Genomic DNA, 25,554 nt, shown 5'->3' on the forward strand with positions numbered 1-25,554 from the left:
CTGTCGGGCTTGGTCGGATGGCGATCGGGGTCGTGGTGTCGGGTTCGGTCGATTGGCGGTGCGGGTCGCGCCGTTGGGGTGGTCAGCTGGCGATGCGGGTTGTGCTTGCTCGTTCGTGGAATGTTCGGCGGTAGGTGGTGGGGGAGACCCCGACGATTCGGGCGAAGTGTGTTCGTAGGCTGGCCGGTCCGCCGAATCCGCAGCTGTCGGCGATCCATCCGATCGGCCGGTCGCTGGTCTCCAGGAACTGCTGGGCCCGGCGTACCCGCTGCTGCAGCAGCCAGCGCAGCGGCGACATCCCGAGCGCTTCGGCGAATCGGCGTTCGACGGTGCGCACGCTGACATTGGCCTGGGCGGCCAGGTCGGCGATGGAGAGCGGCAGATGCAGTTGCTCGGTGGCCCAGTCCAGCAGGGCGGCCAGCCAGTCGTCGCGGACCACCGGCGAGGCGGGACGGTGGTACTGGGCCTGCCCGCCGTCCCGGTGCGGCGGGGTGACCAGGCGGCGGGCCAGTTCGGCGGCCACCGCGGCACCATGGTCGACCCGTACGACGTGCAGGCAGGCGTCGATCCCGGCCACCGTTCCCGCGGAGGTGATCACGTTGGCGTCCTCCACGTAAAGCACGGACGGGTCGACCCGGACGGCAGGGTAGCGGCGGCTCAGCTCCTCCGCGTGCAGCCAGTGGGTGGTGGCCCGGCGACCGTCGAGCACCCCGGCGGCGGCCAGGACGAAGGCGCCGGAACAGATGGACAGGATCCGGATCCCGCGCCGGTACGCCTCCCGGACGACGTCCACCAACTCGGCCGGTGGGTCGTCGTGCACATTCGTACAGGCCGGGATGACGAGGGTGTCCGTCGAGTCCAGATCCCACCCACCGCTCACCGGGGCGAGGGTGAATCCCGGGCTCAGCTGCACCGGCGCGTCACCGACCGGGACCGCCGAGAACTGGTACCACGGATCGGCCAGGTGCGGCCGGTCGACGCCGAAGACCTGACACGGGACGGCTGCTTCGAAGATCGGCATGTCGTCGGTGACGGCCATGACGACGCGATGGGCGCGCATGTCGCGAATCTAGCGCACGTTGACGTACGCGACGGTGGCTCTCGGCGGCACCGTTCAGCAAGATCGGAGGGAGCCTGAACAGCTGAAGGAGACCTGATGACGGAGATCGACGGCCGGCCCGGTCGCGGGAGCGCGAAGCCGGTGGTGGCGGTGTTCGGCGCCTACGGGCACACCGCCCGGTTCGTGACGGCGGAGCTGCTGGAGCGCGGTTGGACGCCGGTGCTGTCCGGGCGGGACGCGGTGAAGCTGGAGGCGGCGGCCGCCGCCCACCCCGGCGTGGAGTGGCGGATCGCCTCGGTCGACGACCCGGCCTCGCTCGACCGCGCGATCGCCGGCACGGCAGCGGTGATCAACTGTGCCGGGCCGTTCGGCGACACCGCGCCGCCGCTGATCGAGGCCGCGTTGCGCGCCGGGATCCACTACCTGGACGTCACCGGCGAGACCCTGGTCGCGATGAACACTTTCGACACCTACCGGGATGACCCGCGGGTGAAGGAGGCGGGCATCGTGGTGGCGCCGGTGATGGCGTTCTACGGTGCGCTGGGCGACCTGCTCGCGACCGTCGCGATGGGTGACTGGCCGGCGGCCGATGACATCTCGATCGCGGTGGCCCTGGACAGCTGGCACCCGACCCGGGGCACCGTGCTGGCCGGGCAGCGCCGGGCCGGGCGGCGGGTGGTCTTCTCGGACCACCACCTGCGGGTCGTCGCGGGCGACGAGCCGCCGCCGAAGGGGACGTGGACGTTCGCCGAACCGTTCGGGACCCAGGACGTCGTGGGGCAGTTCTCCAACGCCGACGTGGTCACCGTCTCCCGTCACCTGGACACCCCGCGGATCGACGCCTTCCTGAACGTCGCCCCGCTGAAGGACCTCGGCGACCCGGAGACCAAGGGACCGCAGGCGGCCGACGCCGATGGGCGATCGGCTCAGGTCTTCCTGGTCGAGGTCGTCGTCCGGCGGGGGGACGAGCGGCGGCGGGTGGCGGCGCGCGGCCGTGACATCTACGCCATCACCGCGCCGATCGTGGTGGAGGCCACCGAGCGGATCCTGACCGGCCGCGGCCGGTCCACCGGGGTCGTCACCGCGGGGGAGCTCTTCGACGCCGAGGACTTCCTGCGGTCCCTCCCGCTGGACGAACTGTCACTGGATGAACTGCCGCTGGGCGATGGGTGAAAACGGCCGCGAGTAGGGGGATCCGGCTTCGGGGTCGGGCCGCTCGCGGTGATGAGCGGGGGATTCGGCTTCGGGGTCGGGCCGGTCATGGTGATGAGCGGGGGGATCCGGGGTCGTGTGTCGGCTTCGACGCCGGGCCGCTCACGGTCGTGAGCGGGAGGTCCAGGCCGGACGTCCGAGCCCGCTCATCTCCCGCCGGTTCGGCGCCGTACGGGAGGCGGGTCTCATCGCGATCCTCTGCGACGACGTGATCATTTAACACCGACGGCACACGGACCTGTCGCCCCCTGTTCAGCCCAAACGTCCAGCCATGCGGCGGCTCAGTACAGCCAGCGGTGGGAGCGGACCACGGCAGCCGCGTCGCGGTCGGCCGCCCAGGCGGCGTCGGAGACGCGTACCGCCCGGAAGGCGTCGGCCAGCTCCTCGCCCAGCGCGGAACGGATGCGCTCGTTGGTCAGCAGCGCGCCGAGCTGCTCCTCGACGGTGGTGGGCAGCCGGCGGATGCCGCGTTCGGCCCGCCGCCCGTCGGTCCAGGTGCCGGGGTCCTCCTGCACCGGGTCGGGGGGCGTGAGGCCGTCCTCGATGCCGGCGAGGCCCGCGGCGATCACGGTGGCGAGCGCGAGGTAGGGGTTGGCCGAGGCGTCCGACGGCTTGAGCTCGACGTTGGCGTGCGCGGCGCCGAGCAGGGGAGTGGCCGGTACGAGCCGCAGCGCCGCCTCCCGGTTCTCCACGCCCCAGAACGTGTACGCGCCGGACCAGTAACCGGGCCGCAGCCGTTGCAGCGAGGACAGGCTGGGCGCGGTGACGGCCACGATGGCGGGCAGGTCGCGGAGCAGGCCGGCCAGGTAGGCGCCGCCCTCGGCGGTCATGCCCGCGGGCCCGTTGCCGCCGGACAGCAGGTTCGTCCCGGCGCGGTACAGCGAGGTGTGCAGATGCCAGCCGTTGCCCACCTGCCCGAGGGTGACCAACGGGGCGAAGCTCGCCCGCAGGCCGTGCGCGCGGGCGGCCGCGTGAACGGTCTGCCGGGCCAGCAGTTGCCGGTCGGCGGCGGTGACCGGGTCGGCGGGGGCGATGTTGAACTCGAACTGCCCCGGGCCGTACTCGCCGTGGAGCTGGCCGACGGGCACGCCGTTGCGGTCGAGGTCGCGCAGCAGTTGCTCGGCGAAGGCGTCGACGGCCAGCATCTTGGCCGGCCCGTAGGAAGGCCCCTCGTAGATGGGGCGTACGTCGTCGCCGTCGCCCCCGTCCGCCTGGCTGAGGTGGAACTCCATCTCGTAGCCGGCCAGGAAGTCCAGCCCGAGAGCCGCGGCCCGGGCGACTTGGCGCTCCAGCACGCCGCGCTGGTCGTACGGCCACGCCGAACCATCCGCCGCGACCTGCCGGCCCGGCACCCACGCGAACCCGGGCTGACCGGCGAGCCGGACCAGCCGGTCGGCGACCGGCATCAGCCGGATGTCGCCCGAGGGAGTGCCCAGCGGGGGATGCCCGAAGGTGATGCCGTCGTGGGAGTCGAACACCGCGAACAGCGGCGTGACACCCACTCCCCGCTCGACCGCCGCGCCGAACTGACCGACGGGCACCGTGCGCGACCGGGGGATCCCGTTGTTGTCGGCCCAGACGATCGTGACTCCGACGACACCCGCCTCGGCCAGATCGAGGTCGTCCGCGCTCGCTCGCGACGTGCCGGCGGCTATCTGGTCGAGCATCGACATCCCCTTACGATCGGCCCATAACGTCCGCGGTCGGCCACCTTGCCATGCGACCGCCGGACGTGCCCCGATTCGGGGCATAATGCCTGGTCACAGCGCCGAACGCCGCGCCGTTCGATGCGCCGGTCACTATATAGACCGCGGGCCCGCATCCGACGGCGCCACGCCCAAGGCGAGGCCGTCGTACGCCGGCTGCGCGGCCGCTCTCTTGCGCATTCGCCTGATCGGCGGCTGCGGTGGCTGAAGGCGACGACTCGCCGAGGCGTTGACACGGGGGCCGCCTCGCGCGATGCCGCGTCGGTGGTGACGGTGAGTGTGGTGTGTGTCGGTGGTGATAATGAGCACCGATGCGGGGTCATCGGTCAAGGCCGGCCCTCACCCCAGGGTGCGGACGAGGTGCTCGGCGAGCGCGACGACCGGCAGGTTCGTGGTGGCCCGCGGGATGACCGGCATGATCGAGGCGTCGACGACCCACAGGTTGTCGCTGCCGTGCACCCGCCCGGTGCCGTCCACGACGGCGCCCTCCGCCGGATCGGCGCCGATCGCGCAGGTGCCCACCGGGTGCCAGTAATGGGCGGCGGAAGCGCGCAGTGAAGCCTCGCCGGCTCGCGGGTCCGCGCTGAACTCGTCCAGCGGCGCCCCGAGCAGGGGCGCCAGCGCCGAGGAGGCGGCCATGCTCCGGCACAGCTCGATGCCGTCGCGCAGCACCGCCAGGTCGTCGCCGTCCGCCAGGTAGGCGTGCTCGATGACGGGCCTGGCGCCGGGGTCGGGGGAGGAGAGCCGGAAGGTGCCCCGGGAGCGCGGGGTGAGGCAGGCGGCGGGGAGCACGCAGGCCCAGCCGTCGGTGGTGCGGGTGGTCCACGGGAGGAGGTGCAGGTCGTACGGGGCATGGCCGCCGGTCGAGCGGGCCTTGCCGATGACCTGCTCGTCCGGCACCGGCCGCAGCCGCTCGTACGCGGTGAGCCGGCGCGCCAGCTCGTCGCTCGCCGCGAAGCGCAGCTCCAGGGTCGGGTGGTCGTGCAGGTTGCGACCGACGCCGGGGAGATCGAGGCACGGTCGCACGCCGAGGGCGCGCAGCTCGCCGGCCGGGCCGACCCCGCTGCGCAGCAGCACCTCGGGGCTGCCGTAGGCGCCGCCGCAGAGCACGAATCTGTCGGCCTCGACGACCAGCCGCTCCCGTCCCCGCAGGACATGGGCGCGAAGGACGGCCGAGCCGCGGAACTCCAGCCGGTCGACCGGCGCCCGGTCGACGATGCGCAGGCGGCCGTCGCCCCGAACCGGGTCGAGATACGCGAAGCCGCTGTTCCAGCGCACGCCGCCGGGGTTGTTCACGGGTGAGGGCCCGCAGCCGGCACCGCCGGAGAGGTCGTCCAGATCGTCCGTACGCGGGATCCCACAGTCGACCATGGCGTCCATCGCCGCGGCCTGGAAGGGGGTGAGCTCCTCATCCGTGTAGTGCCTGACGCGCAGCTTGGCCGCGCCTTCCTTCAGCAGACCGGTGAGCGATGCGTCGGTCCAGGAGAGGCCCCACGAGCGGTAGTCGGAAGCATGGCCCACAGTCTGGGAGCAGCCGTTGTGGGAAGAACAGCCGCCGATGACCCGCGCCCGCTCGAAGGCCAGCTCCCGGGTGGAAACAGCACCGGGGCCGCGGTATCCCCAGTCGTGCGTGTCCGGCAGCGTCGAGCTGTCGAGAAGCTCGTGAGGCCACCGTCCCGAGCCAAAGGAGCCGTAGTCGGGTCCGGCCTCGACGACCACTACGGACAGGGACGTGTTCTCGAGCAGGCGCCCGGCGACGACCGCGCCGGCCGTGCCGCCGCCGAGTACCGCGACGTCCGCTCGCACCCGCGGGTCTGAGTCGTTTACCATGGACAAAGTTTAATCGATCGAACGATAAAAAAACTAGAGAGGCAGGTACGGAGCATGGCGATCTCGGCGGCGCGGTCCAGCTCTGTCACGGCGTCTCCCCTCCCGAATATGATCGAACGATCGCTCAAAAAACACGCGATGTCAAGACCCGGACCCGCGCCGGACTCAGTCGCCGGAGGGCTCCTCGCGCGGCTCGATGGCCAGCTCGACCCGCTCCAGCAGCAGGTCCGGGTCAGGCATGGCGAGGTCCTGGACCTGGAGGAGGCGCCCCTCGCGTTGCGCGCCCATCAGCGACAGCGCCATGTCGGCGAACCGCTCGCACAGCTGCGGGATACCGAGCTCGCCGTCCGGCCGGTACCAGTGCGCGATCCCGGTGGCCATCTGCAGCAGCGCCAGGCGCGCGACGCTGCCGCGGTCCTGGAAGACGCCGTCGCGCACGCCGGCCCGCAACGTGTCGGCCCACACCGCCTCGTAGGCGTCCCGCAGCCGCAGGATGTCCTCGCGGGCCTCGCCTGTCAGCGCCTGGAACTCGTGGTCGGCGACCTTGGCGGCGCGCGGGTTGCGCGCGTGGAAGGCGACGTGCACGGCCATCAGCGCCGCCAGACGCTCGGCAGGGTCGTCGATGTCGCGCAGCGTCTCCTCGCTGCCGGAGACCAGCACGTCCATGACGCGGCGGGTGACCGCCTCCAGCATCTCGTCCTTGGAGGAGGCGTAGTAGTACATCCCGGAGACCGCGACTCCCGCGGTCTCGGCGATGTCGCGGATGCCCGTGCCGTGGAACCCCCGCTCGGAGAAGAGCCAGCAGGCGGCGCGGAGCAGCTGGAACTCCGTGCGCACCGAGCGCGCGCGCCGGGAGGACTTCGCCTTCATCCGGCCACCGCTGCTCCGCTGGCCTCCGGGCTGGTTGGTGGTCGCCATGATCCTGAACTATTCCATAGCCAGGGCGGTCGCCGGGTTCGTCACCGTCAGCGCCGTGATCTCCGCCTCGGTCAGACCCATGCGGCGCATCAGCGGGATGGCGTTCTCCAGGATGTGCGTGTAGCCGGGGCCGCCGTAGCGGCGCAGGTAGACCTTCTGGCAGATGTCCTGGGCGATCAGCAGCCGGTCTCCGAAGCCCGCCTCGATCAGCATCTGGAGCCACTCGACGCGCGTGCGGTCGTTGGGCCGGCGGGCCTCGGGGTTGAAGGCGTAGTAGCTGGACTCCTGCCCGAACAGGTCCAGCTCCAGGTAGCAACCCGTACGGGCGAGCTCCAGCAGGTCCTCGGACCGCCACAGGGTGCGGTCGAGATGGGACATGATCACCCGAGCGGGGTCGCCGCCCGCGTCCAGGACCGTGCGCACGGCTTCGAGAGGCGCCTGCGGGTGGCGGCCGGGGTGGATCTGCAGGGGCGCGCCCGTGACCTGCTGTGCGCGACAGGCGGCGCGCAGCACTTTCTCCTCGACGGGATGCACGGGCCAGCTCAGACCGATCTCGCCGATGAGCCCCGCGCGCACGCCGGTGTCGCCGACGCCGTCCCGCACGTCCGCGACGATCTCCTCATGGACGGCTTCGAGTGGCGCTTCGGCGAGCCCGGCCGGATGGTAGTCGCGGCAGTAGTAGCCGCTGCCCATCACGATGTGGACCCCGCTGCCGCGCGAGACGCGGGCGAGCCCGAGCGGGTCCCGGCCCAGCCCGACCGGCGTGGAGTCCACCACGGCGCCCCCGCCGGCCGCGCGGTAGAGGGCCAACTCCTCGGTGGCGTCCTGCTCGGACAGCAGTCGCAGGTTGTCGATGTTCAGGACCGCGCGCTTGATCCAGTCGTGGTTGTCGAGGCGAACGGGCTCGGCGACGCGGGCGCGGACCGACGCGGGGAACTCCTGCCGGATGGACGACGCCGGCGACCCGTCGCCCGCCACCGGCTCCAGGCCCCAGGGCCGCACGATGGCCGACATGTCGGACAGCACGTGCTCGTGCGGCTGCGTGTGGCCGAGTTCGGACGGTTCGACGTCTCCGAGGACGGTACGCACGCGGCGACCCGGAAGTGTTGTCACGAAGTTATTCTATCGATCGTTTGGACAAAGAACGATGGCCTTTGTGAGGCGATGCGCCGAATGCCCTGACGGTGGCGGTGTGCTCTGGCAGCATGGCGGCGTGCATGTCGGCCATCCCGTGATTCGCGCGCTGCGCGCCGCGGTGTTCACGGCCGTTTGCGTGCTGGCCTCCGCCGCCCTGCACGTGCTGGTGGGCGGAGGCGGGATGCGGCCGGGCGGGCTCGCGGCGGCGATGGCGGCGATCTGGGCCGGCGCCTACCTGCTGGCCGGTCGCCGGCGGGAATGGCCGGAGCTGCTGGCCCTGTGCGCGGTGTCCCAGTACGGCCTGCACCAGCTCTTCTCCGGCTCCTCCCCGGTGAGCCCCGTCTTCTCCTCCGGCCACGAGCACGGCCCCGGTCTCGCCATGCCGATGATCCACCTGGCCGCGGCGATGTGCTCGAGCTGGTGGCTGGCTCGCGGCGAGCTGGCCCTGGTGATGCTGCTGCATCTGAACGCCGTGTGCGTGGCAGGCGTGCGTACCCTGCTCGCGGCCGTGATCACCGTCCTGGCGCCCCTCGCGATCATCGGGCGTCCCCCTTCCGCGCCGGTACGGCGGGAGCCGGCCCCTCGCGTTTCCGCCCTGCTGGCCGTCGTCGTGCCCCGTCGCGGGCCGCCTGCCTTCCCGGCGGCCCGCGGCTGACCCGCGGGTCCCCGAACGCCTGATCCGGCGCCTCCCCGACAGGCGCCATGACCTTCTCCGGCATGCCGCCGGGGCCCCATGACTTCGGAGTTCCCCATGACCTTTCTTCGGCGTGCCCTCGTTCCGGCCGTCGGCGCCGTACTCGTGCTGCTCCTGACCTCGCCCGCCGCCCTGGCCCACGACCGTCTCAAGGCCAGCAACCCGGCCGACCGCGCCAAGCTGAAGAGCCTGGAGACGATCGAGCTGGAGTTCACCTCGCACATGCAGCTGCCCACCATCGTGCTCGACGGCCCCGGCGGCAAGCCGGTCCCGCTCGACAAGCCACGCGTTCAGGGCAACAAGGTCTTCGCCCGGCCCACCGGCACGTTGCAGGAAGGTCGCTACCGGATCGCCTGGCGTGTGGTCTCCTCCGACGGCCACCCGATCCAAGGGGAACTCGCCTTCGCCATCACCGCCCCGGACCCCTCGCCCGGCCCTTCGGAGGAGACGTCCACTCCGGCGAGCTCTCCCGAGCCGCAACCCGCCTCCGCGCAGCCGCCCTCCTCGTCGCCGGTGGCAGCCACCCGGGCCGACCGCACGTCGGGGCTGCCGGGATGGTTGTGGGCGGCGCTGGCGGTGGTCCTCGCGGGTGGCGCGGCCGTCGTCCTCGCCGCGCGCCGCAAGCCCCGCCCCGGCCGCGGCTGATCGCCGGGGATCGCCGTGGATCGGTGTGCCGTCACCGTTGGCGGCACGCTGATCCGTCGGCGATGATGATCGCTGAAGGAGGTACCTTGCGCCATGACATGACCCGGGCTGGCGGGGATCTCGCCGGCGAAAGAGACTTCCGGCGCCTGTGGGCGGGCACGACCGTGAGCCAGCTGGGCTCGGGGGTGAGCATGGTCGCCCTGCCCGTGGTCGCCATCACCGTGCTGGACGCCTCGGCTTTCCAGGTCGCCTTGTTGTCGGTGATTCAGGCGGTCACAATTGTCGTCGTCGCATTTCCCGCGGGGCGGTATATCGAATTCCGGGCCAAACGCCCGGTCATGATCTGGTCAGATATCGCCAAATGTATTTTGCTGTTCAGCATTCCGATCGCGGCGTTCTCCGGGCTGCTGACATTCGCTCACCTCTGTGTCGCCGCGCTGGGCAACGCCGCCGGCCAGATCGCCTCGTCCGGGGCGGCGCAGGCGCATCTGAAGGCTCTCGTCCCCGCCGAGCGGCTCATGAGCGCCAACAGCCGCCTGGAGTCGACCCGCTGGTTGAGCGTGCTGGTCGGCCCGTCCCTGGCCGGTCCGCTCATCGGCGTCCTGTCGGCGGTCGGCGCGCTGATCGTCGACGCCGTGTCGTTCGTCGTGAGCGCCTGGTCGATCCGGTCGCTGCGCACGCCCGAGCCGCCCCCGCCCGCGCCCGAGCCGAGCCCCTCCCGGCGGGCGGAGCTGTTCGCCGGGTGGGGCTTCGTGCGCGGGCATCCGGTGCTGCGGCGGATGTTCGCGAGCTGGCTCGTCTTCGCCGGCGCGAGTGCGATGGCGACGCCGCTGAGCTCGCTGTTCTACCTGCGCGACCTGGGCTTCACCCCCTGGCAGTACGGCCTGCTCATGGGGCTCCCTTCGCTCGGCGGCTTCCTCGGCGCGCGGCTCACGCCGAGGCTGAGCAGGAGGTTCGGCATGGTCCGCGGCCTGTGGTGGGTGAGCCTCTGGCGCGGCCCCTGGTACGCGCTCATCCCGCTGGCCTCACCCGGCACCGCGGGCCTGCTCCTTTGCGGGTCCGGCTTCGCGGGCGTGCTGTTCTTCTCCGGCCTGGCGAACTCCACCATGACCACCTACCGCCAGCTTGGCACCCCGGACCACCTGCTGGCCAGGGTGTCGACGCTCTGGATCTTCGCCACGAACGTCACCCAGCCGCTCTTCATCGCCTTCGGCGGCCTGGTCGCGAGCACGCTCGGCACGCGGACGGGCCTGTTCCTGGTCGCGGCCTTCATGTGCGTGTCGGGCCTGTTCCTGCCCCGGCGCTCGGAGGATCACGTCTGAGACCCCAGCCGGGCGCGCAGCCCGAGCAGGACGTCGACCACCAGGAACGCGGCCAGCGAGATGCCCATCAGCGGCAGGAAGACCCCTACGGCCACGGCCAGCAGAGCGAGCGGCGCCAGCAGGGCCCAGGACACGTTCCGCCAGCCACCCCGGGGGTACGGCTTGCCGAAGCCGCGGGTGGGCCGGCGGCGCCACCACATGCGGTAGCCGAGCACGATCAGCGCGATCAGGCCGACGGCCAGGAGCGCCAGAAGGATCTGGTTGGCCAGGCCGAACAGCAGCCCCATGTGCCCGTCGATGCCCCACCGGGCGAGCTTGGCGGCCAGCGAGTAGTCGGCGAAGCGCAGCTCGGCGCTCACCTGGCCGGAGGTGGCGTCGACGGCGACCTGGTCCAGGCGGGTGGGCGCGGTCTTGTCGATCTCCTTCACCAGGTAGGGCGCGCCGGCCTTGGCGGGCCAGGTGATCTCCAGCGGGCCGGACAGTCCCTTGGCGGCGGCCGCCTGGGCGACGCGGTCCACACCGACGTCGGCCCCACCGGCGTGGTGTCCGGCGGTCGCGGTGTGCGCGGCGTGGTCGCCGCCCGAGCCGCCCGAGACGTCGATCGACGGGGTCGTCCAGTCGAGTGTCGCGCGCAGCTCGTCGACGTTGGCTCCGGCGTACTTGGACCAGGTCAGGCCGGTGGCGGACAGGAACAGCAGGCCGAGCACCGCCCACAGGCCGATCGAGCCGTGCCAGGACAGCGTGCGGCGGGGCCCGCTCGCGGCGCGGTCGGGGACGAGCAGGTGGCGCCGGTTGCGGCGGCGCCGGGCGACCCAGAGGACCAGGCCGCCGAGCGCGACCACCCACAGCCAGCTGGCGGCCAGCTCGCTGTAGATCCGTCCGGGTTCGCCCAGGTGGAGCTGGCGGTGGAGGGTGGAGATCCAGGCGCGTACGGGCAAAGCTCCGGAGCTGCCGTAGCTTTCCAGCGTGCCGCGCACCTGGCCCGTGGAGGGGTCGACGAAGACCGCCAGCTGGGTGCTCTCGGCCAGGCCCGGCTGGTTGATCAGCACGCGGGTGGTCTGGCCCGGCTCGGCGCCGGGCCGTACCGCGGTGACGGTGCCCTGGGGGTGGGCCGCGCGGGCCGCCGCGACCTGCGCGCTGAGGGGCAGGCTGGTCCGGCCGGCGGGCGCGGTGAGCTCGTGCTGGTAGACGACCTGCTCGATCTGGTACGAGGCGGCGTACATCAGGCCGGTGCACGCGGCGACGAGCAGGAAGGGGGTGATGAGGACGCCCGCGTAGAAGTGCAGCCGCAGCACCAGCGGGCGCAGCGCGGCCCAGGCGGTTCGCTCACGGGACGGCGGGGGGACGTGATCGACGGTATTGCCGACGTCGGCGGTCGAGGTCATCAGGCGTTCTCCACTCACAGCGCACACGGATGCGCGCGCTCTCGACAAGGATTCGAGGTCCGCCGCGCCGTTCACCGGGCGTGGCGGGACACGGGCCGGTGGCCCGGAAAGGATCAGATGAGGGAGAGGCGCGCCGGCGGGCCCCGCCGGAAGTTCGCCGCCGCGAACAGGCGCTGGAGGAAGGCGTCGTGGTCGTCCCACGCCGCGGGCCGGACACCGTACGGGCTCGGCTCGACCAGCCCGCCCGTCAGGACCGAAAGGACGCTCCACCAGCGGCCGACGGACGCGACGGCGAGATGGAGCAGCGCGGCCAGCGCGCACTCGCCCCGCGCCAGCCACCAGGCCGAGATGACCGCCGTCATGGCGTGCACCAGGAACATGCCCACGCCCGTGGCGTGCTCATGAGGCGGCGGCACGTCGGCGGCGCCCGCGCCGAACAGCAGATGCATGCCGTACTGGGCGGCGAAGCAGGCCGCGAGCAGCACCTCCATGCCGCGCTGGCGGCCGGCGAGCAGGAACGCGCCCGTCCAGGTCAGTGCGAGCGCGCCGAGCAACGTGCCCGCGCGCACCGGATCGCCGCCGGCCAGTCCGTGCAGGGCAGCCGAAACCAGCACGCAGACCGCCGCGAACACCGCGGCGCGTATTGCGCGCAAGAAGGGCCGGCCGACATGCACCCGGTCATAGTGCCATGTGATCGAGAATTCGTATATACGGAATTTGGATCTTAAAAAACATTGCCTGTCGCTTGAACCCAGCCTCAGGAACCTGCGTATCCCACCTAAAGGCGAGCCGTGAGCGCGCCTGGTGGTATTACGGGAAAGGTTCGCGCCAATGACCCTGTCCGTCGCGGTTAAGGGAATGAGCTGTGGCTGCAGTGCCTCGACGATCCGGGCACAGGTCCTGCCACTGCGGGGCGTCGAGCGGGTGGAGGTGGACGTGCTGGGGGGCCGCGTCACCGTGAGCGGAGGCCCGCTGCTCGAGGAGTCGCAGGTGCGCGCGGCGATCGTCGAGGCGGGATACAGGGTGGCCTCCTGATCGTCCGTGGCGAGAGGCGCCTGAACTGAGGACGGCGGCACCGGTGTGCGAAGATCTGTCCGCGATGGGTCCGTTGTCGGTGGTGCGGTGGGTGCGCGCGGCGAGCTTCGCCGCCACGTGCGCCGCCCTGGCCATGCTCGGGCACCTGGCGGGCGGGGGCTACTTCGACGCGGTGTCGACACTGGGCGGCTTTCTGCTCCTGCTGCCGGTCGCGCTGGCCCTGACCGGACGTGAGCGCAGCCTGGGCGCCATCCTGCCCGCGACTGCTCTGTCGCAGGTCGTCCTGCACGTCCTGCTGAGTCAGGGCGCCGCCCACCACGCGATGGCCTCCCTCGGGGCCGTCCCGGGCGAGGCGCAACTCCATCATGGAGGCTCCCCGAGCTTCGGGATGCTGGTCATGCACGCGCTGGGCGTGCTGCTGACCTCCGCCTGGTTGCGGTGGGTCGAGTCGGGCCTGTGCGCCCTGGTCCGGCAGGTGGCCGGACGGGTGCTGCGCCCGCTGCTGGTCCTGGTCTTCACGGTGGCCGGGTGCACGGCCACCGGTCCGAGGTCGATCGCGTACGCGGGTGAGGACGAAACCCCGCCTATTCGCGCCTTCCTCCGACATGCCCTCGTGGGGCGGGCACCTCCTGGAGCGCACGCAGGGACCGCCTGATCCGGCGTCGGCCGTCAGCGCCGATTCCCGGGGCCGTTTCCCCATGCCTTTTTCCCGAATAAGCCTGACACCGGGCGTGCCGTAGCGCCGCCCGGGCGCCGCGCGTTGCCGCGATGCGCCGGTCACCGTCGTGACCCGCGCCGGTCTCGCGTGCCTCCAGACTCGACCTCGAAGAGAGCAACATCGATGAATCCCTGTCATGTGCGCCGCCCGCTGGCCGCCGCGCTCTGCGCGCTGATGGCCCTGACCGGTTGCGGTGACCCCGGCGGCTCCGTGAGCGGATCCGCCGCCGTCCCCACCTCGTCCGGTTACCCCCTGGCCTTCGACAACTGCGGCATGAAAGTCACCTTCCAGCGTCCGCCGCAGCGCGTGCTGATCCTCAACGGCACCAGCGTGGCCGAGGTGGAGAGCTTCATCATGCTCGGCCTGGACAAGAGCGTCCTGGCCAACGCCCAGAGCTACGGCGTCTCCGACGACCCCGCGATGATCGGCAGGATCAAGGCGCTGCCGACCGGCGGGCTGACGATGAACAAGAACTTCGACGTCCCCGCCGAGCAGGTGCTCAAGCTCAAGCCCGACCTGGTGGTGTCCACCTGGTCCGGCGGGTTCGACGCCAAGAACGGCTTCGCCACCCGCGAGCAGCTCGCCGCCGCCGGGATCACCTCGCTGGTCAACCCGGTCAACTGCGCGATGGGCAAGCCCGCGGCCACGGAGGAGGAGAAGCGCGCCTACCGCAACCAGTCGATCAACTCCTCGCTGGAGTTCATCGCGCTGCTCGGGCGCGTCTTCGACGTCCAGGACCGCGCCGCCGACCTGATCGGCAAGCTGCGCGCCCGCGTCGAGGCCGTACGGGCGCGGGTCGCGGGCCGGCCCGCCAAGAAGGTCCTCATCGCCTATCCCGGCATGGCCATGATGAACGCCAACGGGCTGCCCGCCGTGATGACCGGCGGCATCTACGACGACGTGATCAAGGCGGCCGGCGGCGTCAACGCCTTCGCCGGGCAGAGCTCGGACACCACCCGCACCCTCAACACCGAGCAGCTCGCCACCGCCCAGGTGGACGTGCTCGTGGTCGGGCAGTTCACGCCGGACGAGCAGCCCGAGGCGGAGGCGGCCAAGCTGTTCGCCGCCTACCCGCACTGGGCCGCGTCGAAGTCCAGGACGTACGCGGTGGTCTCCGACGGGGTGTATCTCGGCCCGCTCAACGCCGTGGCCGTGGAGAAGCTCTCCAAGGTGGTCCACCCCGGTGACTGACATCCTCACACCCGCACCGGCGACCAGGGCCGCGCCGTCGCGGCGCCCGCACCTCGTCTCCGGGCCCGCCACCGGGCTGCTGCTGGCCGCGCTGGTCGTCGCGCTGGTCGCGGCCCTGGTGGCAGGGATCTCCGTCGGCTCGGTCAACCTTCCGCTCGGCCAGGTCTGGGGTGTGGTCTGGGCCCACCTGACCGGGCGCGGCGCGCAGGCGGATCCGCTGCTCAGCCAGGTCGTCTGGGATCTGCGCACCCCTCGGGCGCTGCTGGCCGCGCTCGCCGGGGCCGGCCTGTCGGTGGCCGGGGTCGCGCTGCAGTCCCTCGTACGCAACCCGCTCGCCGACCCGTACGTGCTGGGCGTGTCCTCGGCCGCCTCGCTCGGGGCCGTGCTGGTCCCCGCGCTGGGCAGCGCCGCCCTCGCCGGGACGCTGGGCGTCACCGGGGCCGCCTTCGCCGCCGCCCTGCTGTCGGCGCTGCTGGTGTACGTGCTGGCGCAGCGCGCGGGCCGGCTGCTGGACTCCTGGCTGGTGCTGACCGGCGTCGCCGTCGGCTACCTGTGCGCGGCGGCCACCACGTTCGTGCAGCTCCAGCTCAACCCGACCGAGCTGCAGGGCATGATGTTCTGGCTGATGGGCAGCGTCGCCGGCGCGTCCTGGGCCGACCTGGGCGTGCCCGCCCTGATCGTCGTCTGCTGCCTGGCCTGGCTGTCCCTGCAGGCCCGCGCGCTGAACGCGCTGCTGGCCGGGGAGGAGGCCGCCATCGCCGTCGGCGTGCCGGTGGCGGTGCTGCGGATCGGGCTGCTCGTGGCCGGATCGCTGCTGACCGCCACCGTGGTCAGCGTGGTCGGCGGCATCGGCTTCATCGGGCTGATGATCCCGCACATGGCCAGGTTCGTCGTCGGGGCCGACCACCGCCGGGTGCTGCCCGTGTCGTTGCTGGCCGGGGCGCTGTTCCTGGTGCTGGTGGACCTGGCGGCCCGGATCGCCGACCGGCCCAACGAGCTGCCGGTGGGCATCTTCACCACCGGGCTCGGCGTTCCGTTCTTCCTGTGGCTGCTGCGCCGCCGATCAAGTGGAGGCACCGATGCGGCTTGACCTGGCCGGAGTCAGCGCCCGGATCGACGCCCGCCCAATCGTCGAGGACGTGAGTCTGACCGCCGGGCCGGGGGAGCTCGTCGCGCTCATCGGACCGAACGGCAGCGGCAAGTCCACCCTGCTGCGGACCGTCTACCGGTCGCTGCGCCCGTCCGGCGGCGTGGTCCGGCTCGACGGCCAGGACCTGTGGGGGATGCGGCCCCGCCAGGCCGCCCGGCACCGCGCCGTGCTGCCCCAGCACAGCCAGGTCGCCGACGGGCTGTCCGCCGCCGACGTCGTCGCCACCGGCCGACACAGCCACCAGCGGCTGCTCGACCGGGAGAACGCCGCCGACCGCGCGGCGGTCGCCACCGCGCTGGAACGGGTCGGCATGGCCTGGGCGGCCGACCGGCTGATGCCGACGCTGTCGGGCGGGGAGCGGCAACGCGTGCTGCTCGCCCGAGCGCTGGCCCAGCAGGCGCCGCTGCTGGTGCTCGACGAACCCACCAACCATCTGGACGTCGGCTCCCAGCTCCTGCTGCTGGACCTGATCCGCTCCCTCGGCCTGACCCTGCTGGCCGCCCTGCACGACCTCGACCAGGCCGCCGCCTACGCCGACCAGGTCGTCGTCCTGCGCGACGGTCGGGTCGCCGGGCACGGCCCGCCTCTGGAGGTGCTGACGCCGGCGTTCATCGAGGAGGTCTTCGGCGTACGCGCGCACATCAGCCCGCACCCGATAACCGGCCGCCCGCACATCGCCGTGGCCTCACCCGCACCGTGAAAGTGCGCCGGCCGGTCCAGGGGCCGGCCGGCGCCCAGGTCAGTGGCCCGCGTGCTGCTGAGGCTTGGCGGCGACCCACTCCCTGGCCGCCTCGGCGCGATCGCGCAGTGCGGCGAGGAGTTCGGCCAGGTTCTCGTGGTCCATGTACGACGTCTTGCCGATGTCGTCGATGTGAGTGGTCACCTGGCCGGACAGGCCGGTCACCGCGCTGAGTGATGCGATGATTTCGCGGGTCTCCGCAGCGTTCAGATCGCACATGGCCTCACCGTACGCATCGCGTGGCCGGTCGCACATAGGCGAGCGGGCGAGGATTCCCGAGCCGGCAGGCAAGGAAGAGGCTCTTTCCCACGCGATGCTTTATCGATAAAGTAGCCGCCGCCGCTTACCGAGAAAAGGTGCTAACCATGAGTGACGCTGTCGTGTCCGCCGTGCTCAATGTCGACGTCAAGGGCCCCGTGATCAGCAGACATGTGTACGGCCACTTCGCCGAACACCTGGGCCGGTGCATCTACGGCGGTTTCTACGTGGGCGAGGACAGTGACATCCCGAACGCCGGCGGGATCCGGCTGGACGTCGTCGAAGCGCTGCGCGCCTTGAACATCCCCAACCTGCGCTGGCCCGGCGGCTGCTTCGCCGACGAGTACCACTGGATGGACGGCATCGGCCCGAAGGACCAGCGTCCGGCGATGGTGAACACCCACTGGGGCAACGTCGAGGAGAACAACCACTTCGGCACCCACGAGTTCATGGCCCTGTGCGAGTTGCTCGGCGCCGAGCCGTACATCAGCGGCAACGTCGGCTCGGGCACGGTGAAGGAGATGAGCGACTGGGTCGAGTACCTCACCCGGGACGGCGACTCCCCGATGGTCCGCCTGCGCAAGGCCAACGGGCGTGAGGAGCCGTGGCGGGTGCGCTTCTGGGGGCTGGGCAACGAGGCGTGGGGGTGCGGCGGGCACATGACCGCCGAGCAGTACGCCGCCGAGGCGCGCCGGTACGGCACCTACTGCCGCAACCACGGCGACAACCGGCTGTACCGCATCGCCGCCGGCGCCAACAGCGACGACTACGCCTGGACCGAGACGCTCATGAAGCAGCTGGGCGACCTGGGCTGTGCCTACCGGCCCCAGCCGTTCTACCAGGCGCTGTCGCTGCACTACTACACGATCCCGGGCACCTGGCAGGACAAGGGCGCCGCCACGGTGTTCGACACCGACGAGTACTACCGGACCCTGGTCAAGGCCGCCCACACCGACGAGCTCCTCACCGGCCACTCCAACGTCATGGACTGCTACGACCCGGGCCGTCAGGTGGGCCTGGTGCTGGACGAGTGGGGCACGTGGTGGAACGTCGAGCCGGGCACCAACCCCGGCTTCCTCTACCAGCAGAACACGCTGCGCGACGCGCTGGTCGCGAGCCTGCACTTCGACATCTTCCACCGCCACGCCGACCGGCTGGTGATGGCCAACATCGCCCAGACGGTGAACGTGCTCCAGGCGATGATCCTGACCGATCCCGACACCGGGGCGCTCGTGCTCACCCCGACGTACCACGTGTTCGAGATGAACAAGGGGCACCAGGACGCCACGTCACTGCGGGTCGATCTCCTCTCGGACGTGCCCACCCGCGAGGTGGGGCCGGACACGCTGGCGACCGTCTCGCTGTCGGCCAGCCGCAAGGACGACAAGGTGCTCATCTCGCTGTCCAACCTGGACACGGCCGACGCTGCCGACGTCGAGCTGGACCTGCGCGGGGGTGATGTCGGCGGGGTCGTCTCGCGGATCCTCACCGCCGGGGCGCCGCAGACCCACAACACGCCCGACGCGCCCGCCGCCGTCGCCCCGCGCTCCCACGAGCAGGTCACGGTCACCGGTACGCGCGTGCGGGTGCACCTGCCCGCCCACTCCTTCGTCACCGTGCAGGTCGACGTCGCATAACCGGCACCCTTGCGGGGCGCAGTAGGCTCGGGGCAGCGGCGGCCACAGTCGGAAGCGGCCGGATCGGATCCGGCCGAAGGGGCAGGACCTGAGGAGCGGCATGGTCACCATGGGCGACGTCGCCAAGCTGTCCGGGGTGTCGAAGATGACGGTCTCCAACGTCATCAACGACCGCGCCGGGGTCAGCAACGAGGTCCGCCGCCGCGTGCTCGAAGCGATCCGCGAGTCGGGCTACCGCGTCAACGTCTCCGCCCGGACCCTCAGGTCCGGGCGGACCGGCGTCATCGGGCTGGCCGTTCCCGAGATCGACCGGCCCTACTTCGGCCAGCTCGCCGCCCACGTGATCGACGAGGCGCGGGGACGCGGTTTCCACGTCGCGATCGAGCAGACCGGCGCGGCCGCGGCCGGGGAGATCGACGCGATCTCCCATTCGTCCACCCTGCAGTTCGACGGGTTGATCCTCAGCGCGGTCGGGATCGACCCCCAGGACTCGCGGCTGACCGGCGGCGACTATCCGATCGTGATGCTCGGCGAGCAGGACTTCGCCGCGCGGCTCGACCACGTCGCCATGCCCAACGAGGAAGGCGCCAAAGCGGCGACCACGCATCTGGTCGACCGCGGCTGCCGCCGGATCGCGATGGTCACCGGCAGGTCCCTCGAAGGCGTGAACGTGGTGACGCGCCGCTACCGGGGCTACCTCGCCGGGCTCGCCGAACGGGGGCTCGACCCCGATCCGGCGCTGCGGTTCGCCGTCAGCGGGATGACGCTGGAAGGGGGCCGCGAGGCGGCCCACCGGCTCGTCGACTCAGGTCTCGAGGTCGACGGCGTGGTCGCGGTGAGCGACACCGTCGCCCAGGGGGTCTTCCGGGGCCTCGCCGACCGCGGCGTCCGGGTGCCCGACGACATCCGCCTCGTCGGGTACGACGACATCCCGGAAGCCGCGTACATGGTGCCCTCGCTGTCCACCGTGGCCCCCGACCACCGGTGGATGGCCGCGAAGGCGGTCGAGCTGGTGACCGCCCGCATCCAGGACCCGTCACGCCCGGCCGGCGAGCACACCGCGCCCTTCGAACTGGTGGTCCGCGAGTCCACCCGCTGACGACCCCGGGCGGGGGTCAGGTCCTCGGGTCCGGGCCGGTGAGCACGTCGAAGGCGTGGAGGCGGTGGGCGGCGAAGAGCGTCAGGGCGCGCCCGGTGTCACGGGCGCGCAGGGCGGCGGCCAGCTCCCGGTGCTCCTCGGGGATGTGCGCCAGGTAGTCCGCGGAGCGGACGCCGATCCGCGTCAGCAGGAACAGGTGGACCTGCGAGCGGATGGCCTGCCACGCCTCCTCCAGGCGCCGGTGCCGGGCCGCGGCGTAGACGGCGTCGTGGAAGGCGATGTCGCAGCGCACCATCTCGTGCTCGTCCTCGACGCGCCTCATGCGCTCGGCCGCCTGCTCGACGGCCGCGAGGTCGTCGTCCGAGGCATGGGCGGCCACCTGCCGGACCGCGAGCTGTTCCAGGGCGGCGCGCAGGCTGTCGAGCTCGGTGACGTCCGCCGGGGAGAGCGTGGTGACGGTGGCGCCGCGGTGCCATGCGCTGCGGACCAGGCCCTCGCGTTCCAGCCGGAGTAATGCCTCGCGTACGGGGCCGCGGCTGACATCGAGCGCGCCGGACAGCTCCACCTCCCGCAGCTGCGCTCCGGGGGCGTAGGTCCCGGCGAAGATGGCCTCCCGGATGCGGTCCGCGACCTCGTCGGCCAGCCCCCGGCGGCGGGCCGGCGCCACCCTGCCCTGTTCACTCATGGCTCCAGCCTCTCACGGGCGCCCCTACCGCGAGCGTTTGTCGTGATGTTAACATTCGGACATTCTAGGCAGAAGGGAAGTCCCCATGACCTCGATCCCCCGGTTCCACCTGGCCATGCCCGTCGACGACCTGGCCGTCGCGCGCCGCTTCTACGGCGAGGTGCTGGGCCTCGAACAGGGCCGCAGCGCCGACACCTGGGTGGACTGGAGCCTGCACGGCCACCAGTTCGTGACGCACCTGGCGCCGGCCCGCGCGCAGCGGATCCACAATCCGGTCGACGGCCATGACGTCCCGGTGCCGCACTTCGGCCTGATCCTGACGATCCCCGAGTTCCACCGGCTCGCCGACCGGCTGCGCGCGGCGGACGTCGAGTTCGTCATCGAGCCTTATGTGCGTTTCGAGGGGCAGGCGGGGGAGCAGTGGACGATGTTCCTGCTCGACCCCGCGGGGAACGCGCTGGAGTTCAAGGCGTTCGCCGACGACTCCCAGGTCTTCGCCGTCTGATTCGGCCCGCCACCGCCGCCGCCCGCCGGTTGACCTCAATTCCGGTTGAGGTTGCACGCTATGGGGGTCATGTCGGAAAGAGGGCAGGAGTGAGCGGCGATGCGGGTGGTTCGGGTGACCGGGTTCGGCGGGCCTGAGGTGCTGGTGCCCGGGGAGGCGCCGGATCCGGTGGCCGGGCCGGGGCAGGTCGTGGTCGAGGTGGCGGTCGCGGGCGTGACGTTCGTCGAGACGCAGATCCGGCGCGGCACCGACCAGTGGCATGCCCGGCCGGAGTTGCCGTACGTGCCGGGCGGGCTGGTGGCCGGCCGGGTGAGCTCGGCCGGAGAAGGGGTGGATCCGGCGTGGGCGGGCCGGCGGGTCATCGCCGGGACGGGGGAGACCGGCGGTTTCGCCGAGCGGGCCGTGGCCGTGGCCGAGGACCTGTTCCCGGTGCCGGACGGGCTGGAGTTGCCGGAGGCCGTCGCCCTGCACAGCGACGGCAGCACCGCGCAGGGACTGATCGAGGGCGCCAAGGTCCGTCCCGGCGAGTGGGTGCTGGTCGAGGCGGCGGCCGGCGGCGTCGGCAGCCTGCTGGTGCAGCTGGCCCGTACGGCGGGCGCACGCGTCGTCGGGGCCGCCCGCGGATCGCGGAAGCTCGACCTGATCCGGGAGCTGGGCGCCGAAGCCGCGGTCGACTACTCCGAACCGGGCTGGACCGGGCGGGTGCTGGAGGCGACCGGCGGGGCCGGGCCGGATGTGGTCTTCGACGGCGTCGGCGGGGAGATCGGGCGGGCCGCGTTCGAGGTGACGGCCCGTGGCGGCCGGTTCTCGGTGCACGGCGCCTCCAGCGGCGAGGTCACCGTCGTCGATCCCGCGCGACGCGAGGACGTGGATGTGATCGGCATTGAGCAGCTCTTCGACTTCGGCCCGAACGTGGTGCGGTGGGCGGAGCAGATGATGGCGCAGGCGGCCGCGGGGCTCGTCCGGCCGGTCATCGGGCAGACCTTCCCCCTGGAGCGCGCCGCCGACGCGCACGCCGCGATCGAACACCGCACCGCGCTGGGGAAGACCCTGCTGCTGATCTGACGGCGCCGGCTACAGGCGGCCACCAGCCGTGCGGCGGCCTCAGGCGCGAGAGCCGCGGAGGTGGGCGATGCCCATGTCCAGGGCGGCCTCCAGGTGCGTGACCTCGCCGGTGGACATCTGGATCAGGACGCCGCCCTGGATGCCGGCGAGCAGGGCGGCCGCCGCGTGGTCGGGGTCCAGGCCCGGGTCGATCTCGCCGGCGTCCTGCATGTGCCGCACGCCGGTGGCGATCTCGGCCTGCCAGCGGCGCATGAGCTCGATGACCACGGCCTGGGCGGCGGGCGTGCGGTTGCCCAGCTGCGAGGTGACCGAGTTGAGCGGGCACCGGCGGCCCTGGCTGCGGTAGTGGTCGACGACCGTGTCACGCCACCGCTGCCAGGCGGTCCACGAGGTCAGCTCGCCGAGCGCCGGCTGCTGGTTCTCCAGCACGCGGCCGGCCTCGAGGCGGGCCACCGCCAGCAGCAGCTCCTCCCGCCCGCCGGGGAAGTAGTGGAAGAGCTGGCTCTTGCTCGTGGCGGTCGCGGCCAGCACGTCGTCCAGGGTCGTGGCGGCCACGCCGAACTCGCGGATGTGCGCGGCGGCGCCCTCGAGGATGCGCTGCCGCGTCGCGGCCCCCTTGCGGGTGAGCATAGGCATGGAGACCTCCCAGATTGGACTTGCTGGTCCATTTTAGCCTCGGCATCCTGGACCGCGAATCCGCACTTTCGCAAGGGAGAATCACCATGTCCGCACGTCTGCAGGGCCGCACGGCCCTGGTCACGGGCTCGACCGACGGCATCGGCACGGCCATCGCCCGCGCGCTGGCCGCCGAGGGCGCCCACGTCATCGTCAGCGGCCGGGACACGGCCAAGGGTGAGAAGGTCGTCGCGTCCATCGCCGAGGAGGGCGGGCGGGCCTCGTTCGTCCGCGCCGACCTCGCCGGAGGGCTGCCTGCCGTCCGAGAGCTCGCCGACGCCGCGCACCGGCTGGCCGGCGGCCCGCTGGACATCCTGGTCAACAACGCGGCGCTGCTGATCAACCCCGCCCCCACGGCCGAGGTGGCGGAGGAGCTCATCGACCAGGCCCTGGCCGTGAACGTCAAGGCCGCCTTCCTCCTCACCGGACTGATCGCCCCCGCCATGGCGGCCCGCGGCAGCGGTGCGATCATCAACCTCGGGTCCATCTCCGGGCTGTTCGGCACGAGCGGCTCCGCCCTCTACAGCACCACGAAGGCCGCCGTCCACTCGCTGACCAAGTCCTGGGCGGACGAGTACGGCCCCTCCGGCGTGCGGGTCAACACCGTCGCGCCGGGCCCGACGTTCACCGAGAAGATCGCCGCGCTGGCGGAGTACCTGGCGCCGATGATCGCCGCCATCCCCTCGCGCAGGCCCAGCACCCCGGAGGAGGTGGCCAAGGCGGTGGTCTTCCTGGCCGGTGACGACGCCGCCAACATCCACGGCGCCACCCTCTCGGTGGACGGCGGGCGAGCCGCGGTCTGAGGCGGCCGGTCGCGTACGGCGGTCAGCGCGGGACGTCCCCGGTGGGCGCGAAGGTCTGCCGGTAGTGTTCGGCCGCCTGGGCCATGTCGGCGCTGATGAGCTCGAAGAACCGGCTGGCGGTCGCGAGCCGGACGCCCGCCGGGGTGTCGGCGCCGAGGATGTCGACACCCTCCCGGACCGTCTCGGTCCACAACATCATCGACCGGGTGCCCATCTGCCACGCCCGGTACCAGACCTCGGCGTCGATGATGTAGCGCTCGCGCCGGTTGTCCCGCTCGCGCCTGACGAGCCCCACCTGTTCGAGCCAGCCGACGCCTTTGGAGATCGACGCGGGGCTGACCCGCAGCCGCTCGGTCAGCTCGGTGACGGTCAGGTTGCCGGTGTCGCTGGTGAACAGGCAGGCCATCACCCTGGCCGCCATCGTCGGCACACCCCCGAACGTCGTCGTGAGCCGCTCCTCGAACTCCCGCACCGCCTGGGGGTCGCGCCTGCCCGCGTCCCCCGCGGCCGTGCTCGCCGGCGCGGCCGGCCGGCGGCGGGCGCGCCATCCGGTCGCCTGCTGCGCCCGGCCCGCGTGGTAGCCGTGCGGGCCGCCGTTGCGCGCGATCTCGCGGCCGATGGTCGACCTCGGCCGCCCCAGGCGACGGGCGATCTCCGCGTAGGTGAGCCCTTCCGCCAGCCCTTCCGAGATCTTGCGGCGGTCGTCGTACGTCAGGTGGCCTCCCGGCATGCGCCCTCCCGGCACGTCATCGTCAGGCGCAAGTATCGCCCCCGGTGGACCTGATTGCGACACCGCATCGGGGATTGTTGCATTTGCCGACACTGTCGTTGCGCCAGTTAATCCGCTCTGACCTGGGATAACGGCGTTCGTAACTTGCCGAATCCGCGAACGCATTCGTAGCGTTTCTCCATGCGTGAACGATCGCCGTTCACGCGGAGGGAAACCGACATGACCCAGCCACATCCCGCGCTGCCGACCGAGCGCCCCTTGGATCCTCCTCCGGGGCTCGCGCGGCTCCGCGAGGAGGGCCCGCTGAGCTACCCGGACGGACATGTGGGATGGGTGGTGACCGGCCACGCTCTCGCCCGGCTCGTGCTCGCCGACCCCCGGTTCAGCGGGCGCATCGTCCCGCCGGAGGACCTGGCGATGCGCACCGACATGAGCGTTCACGGCGTCCACCGGCTCCCGGTCGCCTGGGACGCCTGAACGACATCACCCTCGAATCTCAAGGAGACCCCTGGCATGGTTGCCAAAGTATGCCTCGTGACCGGTGCCTCGTCCGGCATCGGCCACGCCACCGCGCTCGAGCTCCTGCACGGCGGCCACTTCGTGTACGGCGCGGCGCGGCGGGTGGGCAGGATGGCGGCGCTGCGCGACGCGGGCGGTCGCCCGCTGCCGGTGGACGTGACCAAGGAGGAAGACCTCAAGCGCGCCGTCGACACCGTTCTGGACGAACACGGACGGATCGACGTCCTGGTCAACAACGCGGGAGCCGTCGTCCACGGCGCCGTCGAGGACACGCCGCTGGCGATGGCGCGAGACCTGTTCGAGGTCAACGTGTTCGCCGCGGCCCGGCTGGCCCAGCTCGTCCTGCCGCCGATGCGGCAGCAGGGCTCGGGCACGATCGTCAACGTCTCCTCGATCGGCGGCGAGCTCGCCTTCCCGCTCGGCGCCTGGTACTACTCCTCCAAGCACGCCCTGGAAGCCTTCTCTGACTCGCTGCGCATGGAGACCGCGCAGTTCGGCGTCCACGTCGTCGTCATCCAGCCCGGCATCATCAAGACCGACTTCGAGGCCGGGACCGCCCGGCAACTGCGGGAGATCTCCGGGAACGGGCCCTACCGGCAGATGGCCGAGGCCATGGCCGGCGCCGCCGAGACGCCGGCGGGCCACCAGAGCGACCAGGCCACCGACCCCGCCGTCGTCGGGGCGACGATCCGGGAGGCCGTCGAGTCGGACCGGCCGGAGACCCGCTACGTCGTGGGCTGGCAGGCCGAAGCCCTCCTCCAGCTCAACAGGTCCCTGCCGGACCGCGAATTCGACGCGCGCATCACCGGCTCCCTCAGATAACTCCGGCTCCACGA

26 protein-coding genes and 1 pseudogene are annotated in these 25,554 nt (G+C 71.9%); 16 read left to right on the plus strand and 11 right to left on the minus strand.

Annotated features, from left to right (window positions below; translation table 11 throughout):
• Positions 1 to 82 precede the first annotated feature (82 nt).
• Positions 83 to 1,060: a helix-turn-helix domain-containing protein gene (locus AB0J87_RS12500; RefSeq protein ID WP_363964686.1), complete on the minus strand. Its 978-nt coding sequence runs from the start codon at positions 1,058 to 1,060 to the stop codon at positions 83 to 85.
• 96 nt (positions 1,061 to 1,156) lie between these two features.
• Between AB0J87_RS12500 and AB0J87_RS12505 the strand changes: the two genes are divergently transcribed.
• Positions 1,157 to 2,233, plus strand: a complete 1,077-nt coding sequence (locus AB0J87_RS12505; RefSeq protein WP_363964688.1) for a saccharopine dehydrogenase NADP-binding domain-containing protein — start codon at positions 1,157 to 1,159, stop codon at positions 2,231 to 2,233.
• A gap of 320 nt (positions 2,234 to 2,553) precedes the next feature.
• Here AB0J87_RS12505 and AB0J87_RS12510 read toward each other — a convergent pair whose 3' ends face one another.
• The 4 genes from AB0J87_RS12510 to AB0J87_RS12525 form a co-directional block, all read right to left on the minus strand.
• Positions 2,554 to 3,939 (minus strand): glutamine synthetase family protein, encoded by a 1,386-nt coding sequence (locus AB0J87_RS12510; RefSeq protein WP_363964689.1) that lies wholly within the window; start codon positions 3,937 to 3,939, stop codon positions 2,554 to 2,556.
• A 378-nt stretch (positions 3,940 to 4,317) separates the two neighbouring features.
• The gene (locus AB0J87_RS12515) at positions 4,318 to 5,808 is read right to left on the minus strand and encodes a GMC oxidoreductase (protein WP_363964691.1); all 1,491 of its coding nucleotides are present in this window, start codon (positions 5,806 to 5,808) and stop codon (positions 4,318 to 4,320) included.
• Between the two features lie 165 nt (positions 5,809 to 5,973).
• Positions 5,974 to 6,726 (minus strand): TetR/AcrR family transcriptional regulator, encoded by a 753-nt coding sequence (locus tag AB0J87_RS12520; protein ID WP_363964693.1) that lies wholly within the window; start codon positions 6,724 to 6,726, stop codon positions 5,974 to 5,976.
• A gap of 9 nt (positions 6,727 to 6,735) precedes the next feature.
• Positions 6,736 to 7,839 carry a phosphotriesterase-related protein gene (locus AB0J87_RS12525; RefSeq protein ID WP_363964695.1) on the minus strand — a complete coding sequence of 368 codons (1,104 nt, stop codon included), beginning with the start codon at positions 7,837 to 7,839 and terminating at the stop codon, positions 6,736 to 6,738.
• Positions 7,840 to 7,918: 79 nt separating this feature from the next.
• Here AB0J87_RS12525 and AB0J87_RS12530 point away from each other — a divergent pair, with 79 nt between their 5' ends.
• From AB0J87_RS12530 to AB0J87_RS12540, 3 genes are all read left to right on the plus strand, one after another.
• Positions 7,919 to 8,518, plus strand: coding sequence for a hypothetical protein (locus AB0J87_RS12530; protein WP_363964697.1), 600 nt, complete (start codon positions 7,919 to 7,921; stop codon positions 8,516 to 8,518).
• A 96-nt stretch (positions 8,519 to 8,614) separates the two neighbouring features.
• Entirely contained in the window at positions 8,615 to 9,202 is a 588-nt protein-coding gene (locus tag AB0J87_RS12535) for a copper resistance protein CopC (protein WP_363964699.1), read from the plus strand.
• A gap of 86 nt (positions 9,203 to 9,288) precedes the next feature.
• Positions 9,289 to 10,524, plus strand: coding sequence for an MFS transporter (locus AB0J87_RS12540; protein WP_363964701.1), 1,236 nt, complete (start codon positions 9,289 to 9,291; stop codon positions 10,522 to 10,524).
• Here AB0J87_RS12540 and AB0J87_RS12545 read toward each other — a convergent pair.
• Entirely contained in the window at positions 10,515 to 11,909 is a 1,395-nt protein-coding gene (locus tag AB0J87_RS12545) for a PepSY-associated TM helix domain-containing protein (protein WP_363964703.1), read from the minus strand. The two genes, AB0J87_RS12540 and AB0J87_RS12545, sit on opposite strands and share 10 nt — an antisense overlap.
• A gap of 113 nt (positions 11,910 to 12,022) precedes the next feature.
• Positions 12,023 to 12,562 (minus strand): hypothetical protein, encoded by a 540-nt coding sequence (locus tag AB0J87_RS12550; protein WP_363964705.1) that lies wholly within the window; start codon positions 12,560 to 12,562, stop codon positions 12,023 to 12,025.
• Positions 12,563 to 12,740: 178 nt separating this feature from the next.
• Here AB0J87_RS12550 and AB0J87_RS12555 point away from each other — a divergent pair, with 178 nt between their 5' ends.
• The 5 genes from AB0J87_RS12555 to AB0J87_RS12575 all read left to right on the plus strand — a co-directional run bounded on the left by AB0J87_RS12555 (position 12,741) and on the right by AB0J87_RS12575 (position 16,703).
• Complete coding sequence (locus AB0J87_RS12555) at positions 12,741 to 12,944, plus strand: heavy metal-associated domain-containing protein (protein WP_350735069.1); 204 nt, start codon at positions 12,741 to 12,743, stop codon at positions 12,942 to 12,944.
• Positions 12,945 to 13,008: 64 nt separating this feature from the next.
• Positions 13,009 to 13,599: a hypothetical protein gene (locus AB0J87_RS12560; RefSeq protein WP_363964707.1), complete on the plus strand. Its 591-nt coding sequence runs from the start codon at positions 13,009 to 13,011 to the stop codon at positions 13,597 to 13,599.
• 186 nt (positions 13,600 to 13,785) lie between these two features.
• Positions 13,786 to 14,853: an ABC transporter substrate-binding protein gene (locus tag AB0J87_RS12565; RefSeq protein ID WP_363964709.1), complete on the plus strand. Its 1,068-nt coding sequence runs from the start codon at positions 13,786 to 13,788 to the stop codon at positions 14,851 to 14,853.
• The gene (locus AB0J87_RS12570; RefSeq protein WP_363964711.1) at positions 14,846 to 15,943 is read left to right on the plus strand and encodes an iron ABC transporter permease; all 1,098 of its coding nucleotides are present in this window, start codon (positions 14,846 to 14,848) and stop codon (positions 15,941 to 15,943) included. Before AB0J87_RS12565 ends, AB0J87_RS12570 begins: the two co-directional genes overlap by 8 nt.
• Positions 15,933 to 16,703, plus strand: a complete 771-nt coding sequence (locus tag AB0J87_RS12575; RefSeq protein ID WP_363964712.1) for an ABC transporter ATP-binding protein — start codon at positions 15,933 to 15,935, stop codon at positions 16,701 to 16,703. Before AB0J87_RS12570 ends, AB0J87_RS12575 begins: the two co-directional genes overlap by 11 nt.
• 39 nt (positions 16,704 to 16,742) lie before the next feature.
• Here AB0J87_RS12575 and AB0J87_RS12580 read toward each other — a convergent pair whose 3' ends face one another.
• Entirely contained in the window at positions 16,743 to 16,961 is a 219-nt protein-coding gene (locus AB0J87_RS12580; protein ID WP_363964714.1) for a hypothetical protein, read from the minus strand.
• 146 nt (positions 16,962 to 17,107) lie between these two features.
• Here AB0J87_RS12580 and AB0J87_RS12585 point away from each other — a divergent pair, with 146 nt between their 5' ends.
• Both AB0J87_RS12585 and AB0J87_RS12590 read left to right on the plus strand, forming a co-directional pair.
• Positions 17,108 to 18,637, plus strand: coding sequence for an alpha-L-arabinofuranosidase C-terminal domain-containing protein (locus AB0J87_RS12585; protein WP_363964715.1), 1,530 nt, complete (start codon positions 17,108 to 17,110; stop codon positions 18,635 to 18,637).
• Positions 18,638 to 18,737: 100 nt separating this feature from the next.
• Positions 18,738 to 19,736, plus strand: coding sequence for a LacI family DNA-binding transcriptional regulator (locus tag AB0J87_RS12590; RefSeq protein WP_363964717.1), 999 nt, complete (start codon positions 18,738 to 18,740; stop codon positions 19,734 to 19,736).
• 16 nt (positions 19,737 to 19,752) lie between these two features.
• Here AB0J87_RS12590 and AB0J87_RS12595 read toward each other — a convergent pair whose 3' ends face one another.
• Entirely contained in the window at positions 19,753 to 20,421 is a 669-nt protein-coding gene (locus tag AB0J87_RS12595; RefSeq protein WP_363964719.1) for a GntR family transcriptional regulator, read from the minus strand.
• Positions 20,422 to 20,506: 85 nt separating this feature from the next.
• Here AB0J87_RS12595 and AB0J87_RS12600 point away from each other — a divergent pair, with 85 nt between their 5' ends.
• Positions 20,507 to 20,926: a VOC family protein gene (locus AB0J87_RS12600; RefSeq protein ID WP_350735087.1), complete on the plus strand. Its 420-nt coding sequence runs from the start codon at positions 20,507 to 20,509 to the stop codon at positions 20,924 to 20,926.
• A gap of 99 nt (positions 20,927 to 21,025) precedes the next feature.
• Positions 21,026 to 21,991 (plus strand): zinc-binding dehydrogenase, encoded by a 966-nt coding sequence (locus AB0J87_RS12605; RefSeq protein WP_363964722.1) that lies wholly within the window; start codon positions 21,026 to 21,028, stop codon positions 21,989 to 21,991.
• A gap of 39 nt (positions 21,992 to 22,030) precedes the next feature.
• On the opposite strand, the gene AB0J87_RS12610 is transcribed toward AB0J87_RS12605, so the two are convergent.
• Positions 22,031 to 22,627: a TetR/AcrR family transcriptional regulator gene (locus AB0J87_RS12610; RefSeq protein WP_363964724.1), complete on the minus strand. Its 597-nt coding sequence runs from the start codon at positions 22,625 to 22,627 to the stop codon at positions 22,031 to 22,033.
• A gap of 86 nt (positions 22,628 to 22,713) precedes the next feature.
• Here AB0J87_RS12610 and AB0J87_RS12615 point away from each other — a divergent pair, with 86 nt between their 5' ends.
• On the plus strand, positions 22,714 to 23,469 hold the full coding sequence (locus AB0J87_RS12615; protein ID WP_363964726.1) for a glucose 1-dehydrogenase: 756 nt from the start codon (positions 22,714 to 22,716) through the stop codon (positions 23,467 to 23,469).
• Positions 23,470 to 23,491: 22 nt separating this feature from the next.
• Here AB0J87_RS12615 and AB0J87_RS12620 read toward each other — a convergent pair whose 3' ends face one another.
• Positions 23,492 to 24,199 carry a helix-turn-helix domain-containing protein gene (locus AB0J87_RS12620; protein WP_363964728.1) on the minus strand — a complete coding sequence of 236 codons (708 nt, stop codon included), beginning with the start codon at positions 24,197 to 24,199 and terminating at the stop codon, positions 23,492 to 23,494.
• Between the two features lie 219 nt (positions 24,200 to 24,418).
• Between AB0J87_RS12620 and AB0J87_RS12625 the strand changes: the two are divergent.
• A pseudogene (locus AB0J87_RS12625) lies at positions 24,419 to 24,592 on the plus strand (cytochrome P450); the annotation flags it as partial.
• A 120-nt stretch (positions 24,593 to 24,712) separates the two neighbouring features.
• Positions 24,713 to 25,540, plus strand: a complete 828-nt coding sequence (locus AB0J87_RS12630; RefSeq protein ID WP_363964730.1) for an oxidoreductase — start codon at positions 24,713 to 24,715, stop codon at positions 25,538 to 25,540.
• The last annotated feature ends 14 nt before the right edge of the window (positions 25,541 to 25,554 follow it).

It is taken from the genome of Nonomuraea sp. NPDC049625 (assembly GCF_040675285.1).
GTDB lineage: Bacteria > Actinomycetota > Actinomycetes > Streptosporangiales > Streptosporangiaceae > Nonomuraea > Nonomuraea angiospora_A.

Bases quoted from the DNA above. Each gene is read 5' to 3' on its own strand.
- AB0J87_RS12520 (WP_363964693.1), bottom strand. From the start codon at position 6,726: ATGGCGACCACCAACCAGCCCGGAGGCCAGCGGAGCAGCGGTGGCCGG.
- AB0J87_RS12535 (WP_363964699.1), top strand. From the start codon at position 8,615: ATGACCTTTCTTCGGCGTGCCCTCGTTCCGGCCGTCGGCGCCGTACTC.
- AB0J87_RS12595 (WP_363964719.1), bottom strand. From the start codon at position 20,421: ATGAGTGAACAGGGCAGGGTGGCGCCGGCCCGCCGCCGGGGGCTGGCC.
- AB0J87_RS12575 (WP_363964712.1), top strand. From the start codon at position 15,933: ATGCGGCTTGACCTGGCCGGAGTCAGCGCCCGGATCGACGCCCGCCCA.
- AB0J87_RS12580 (WP_363964714.1), bottom strand. From the start codon at position 16,961: ATGTGCGATCTGAACGCTGCGGAGACCCGCGAAATCATCGCATCACTC.
- AB0J87_RS12560 (WP_363964707.1), top strand. From the start codon at position 13,009: ATGGGTCCGTTGTCGGTGGTGCGGTGGGTGCGCGCGGCGAGCTTCGCC.
- AB0J87_RS12500 (WP_363964686.1), bottom strand. From the start codon at position 1,060: ATGCGCGCCCATCGCGTCGTCATGGCCGTCACCGACGACATGCCGATC.
- AB0J87_RS12630 (WP_363964730.1), top strand. From the start codon at position 24,713: ATGGTTGCCAAAGTATGCCTCGTGACCGGTGCCTCGTCCGGCATCGGC.
- AB0J87_RS12545 (WP_363964703.1), bottom strand. From the start codon at position 11,909: ATGACCTCGACCGCCGACGTCGGCAATACCGTCGATCACGTCCCCCCG.
- AB0J87_RS12620 (WP_363964728.1), bottom strand. From the start codon at position 24,199: ATGCCGGGAGGCCACCTGACGTACGACGACCGCCGCAAGATCTCGGAA.
- AB0J87_RS12590 (WP_363964717.1), top strand. From the start codon at position 18,738: ATGGTCACCATGGGCGACGTCGCCAAGCTGTCCGGGGTGTCGAAGATG.
- AB0J87_RS12505 (WP_363964688.1), top strand. From the start codon at position 1,157: ATGACGGAGATCGACGGCCGGCCCGGTCGCGGGAGCGCGAAGCCGGTG.
- AB0J87_RS12585 (WP_363964715.1), top strand. From the start codon at position 17,108: ATGAGTGACGCTGTCGTGTCCGCCGTGCTCAATGTCGACGTCAAGGGC.
- AB0J87_RS12600 (WP_350735087.1), top strand. From the start codon at position 20,507: ATGACCTCGATCCCCCGGTTCCACCTGGCCATGCCCGTCGACGACCTG.
- AB0J87_RS12555 (WP_350735069.1), top strand. From the start codon at position 12,741: ATGACCCTGTCCGTCGCGGTTAAGGGAATGAGCTGTGGCTGCAGTGCC.
- AB0J87_RS12565 (WP_363964709.1), top strand. From the start codon at position 13,786: ATGAATCCCTGTCATGTGCGCCGCCCGCTGGCCGCCGCGCTCTGCGCG.
- AB0J87_RS12510 (WP_363964689.1), bottom strand. From the start codon at position 3,939: ATGCTCGACCAGATAGCCGCCGGCACGTCGCGAGCGAGCGCGGACGAC.
- AB0J87_RS12515 (WP_363964691.1), bottom strand. From the start codon at position 5,808: ATGGTAAACGACTCAGACCCGCGGGTGCGAGCGGACGTCGCGGTACTC.
- AB0J87_RS12610 (WP_363964724.1), bottom strand. From the start codon at position 22,627: ATGCCTATGCTCACCCGCAAGGGGGCCGCGACGCGGCAGCGCATCCTC.
- AB0J87_RS12615 (WP_363964726.1), top strand. From the start codon at position 22,714: ATGTCCGCACGTCTGCAGGGCCGCACGGCCCTGGTCACGGGCTCGACC.
- AB0J87_RS12605 (WP_363964722.1), top strand. From the start codon at position 21,026: ATGCGGGTGGTTCGGGTGACCGGGTTCGGCGGGCCTGAGGTGCTGGTG.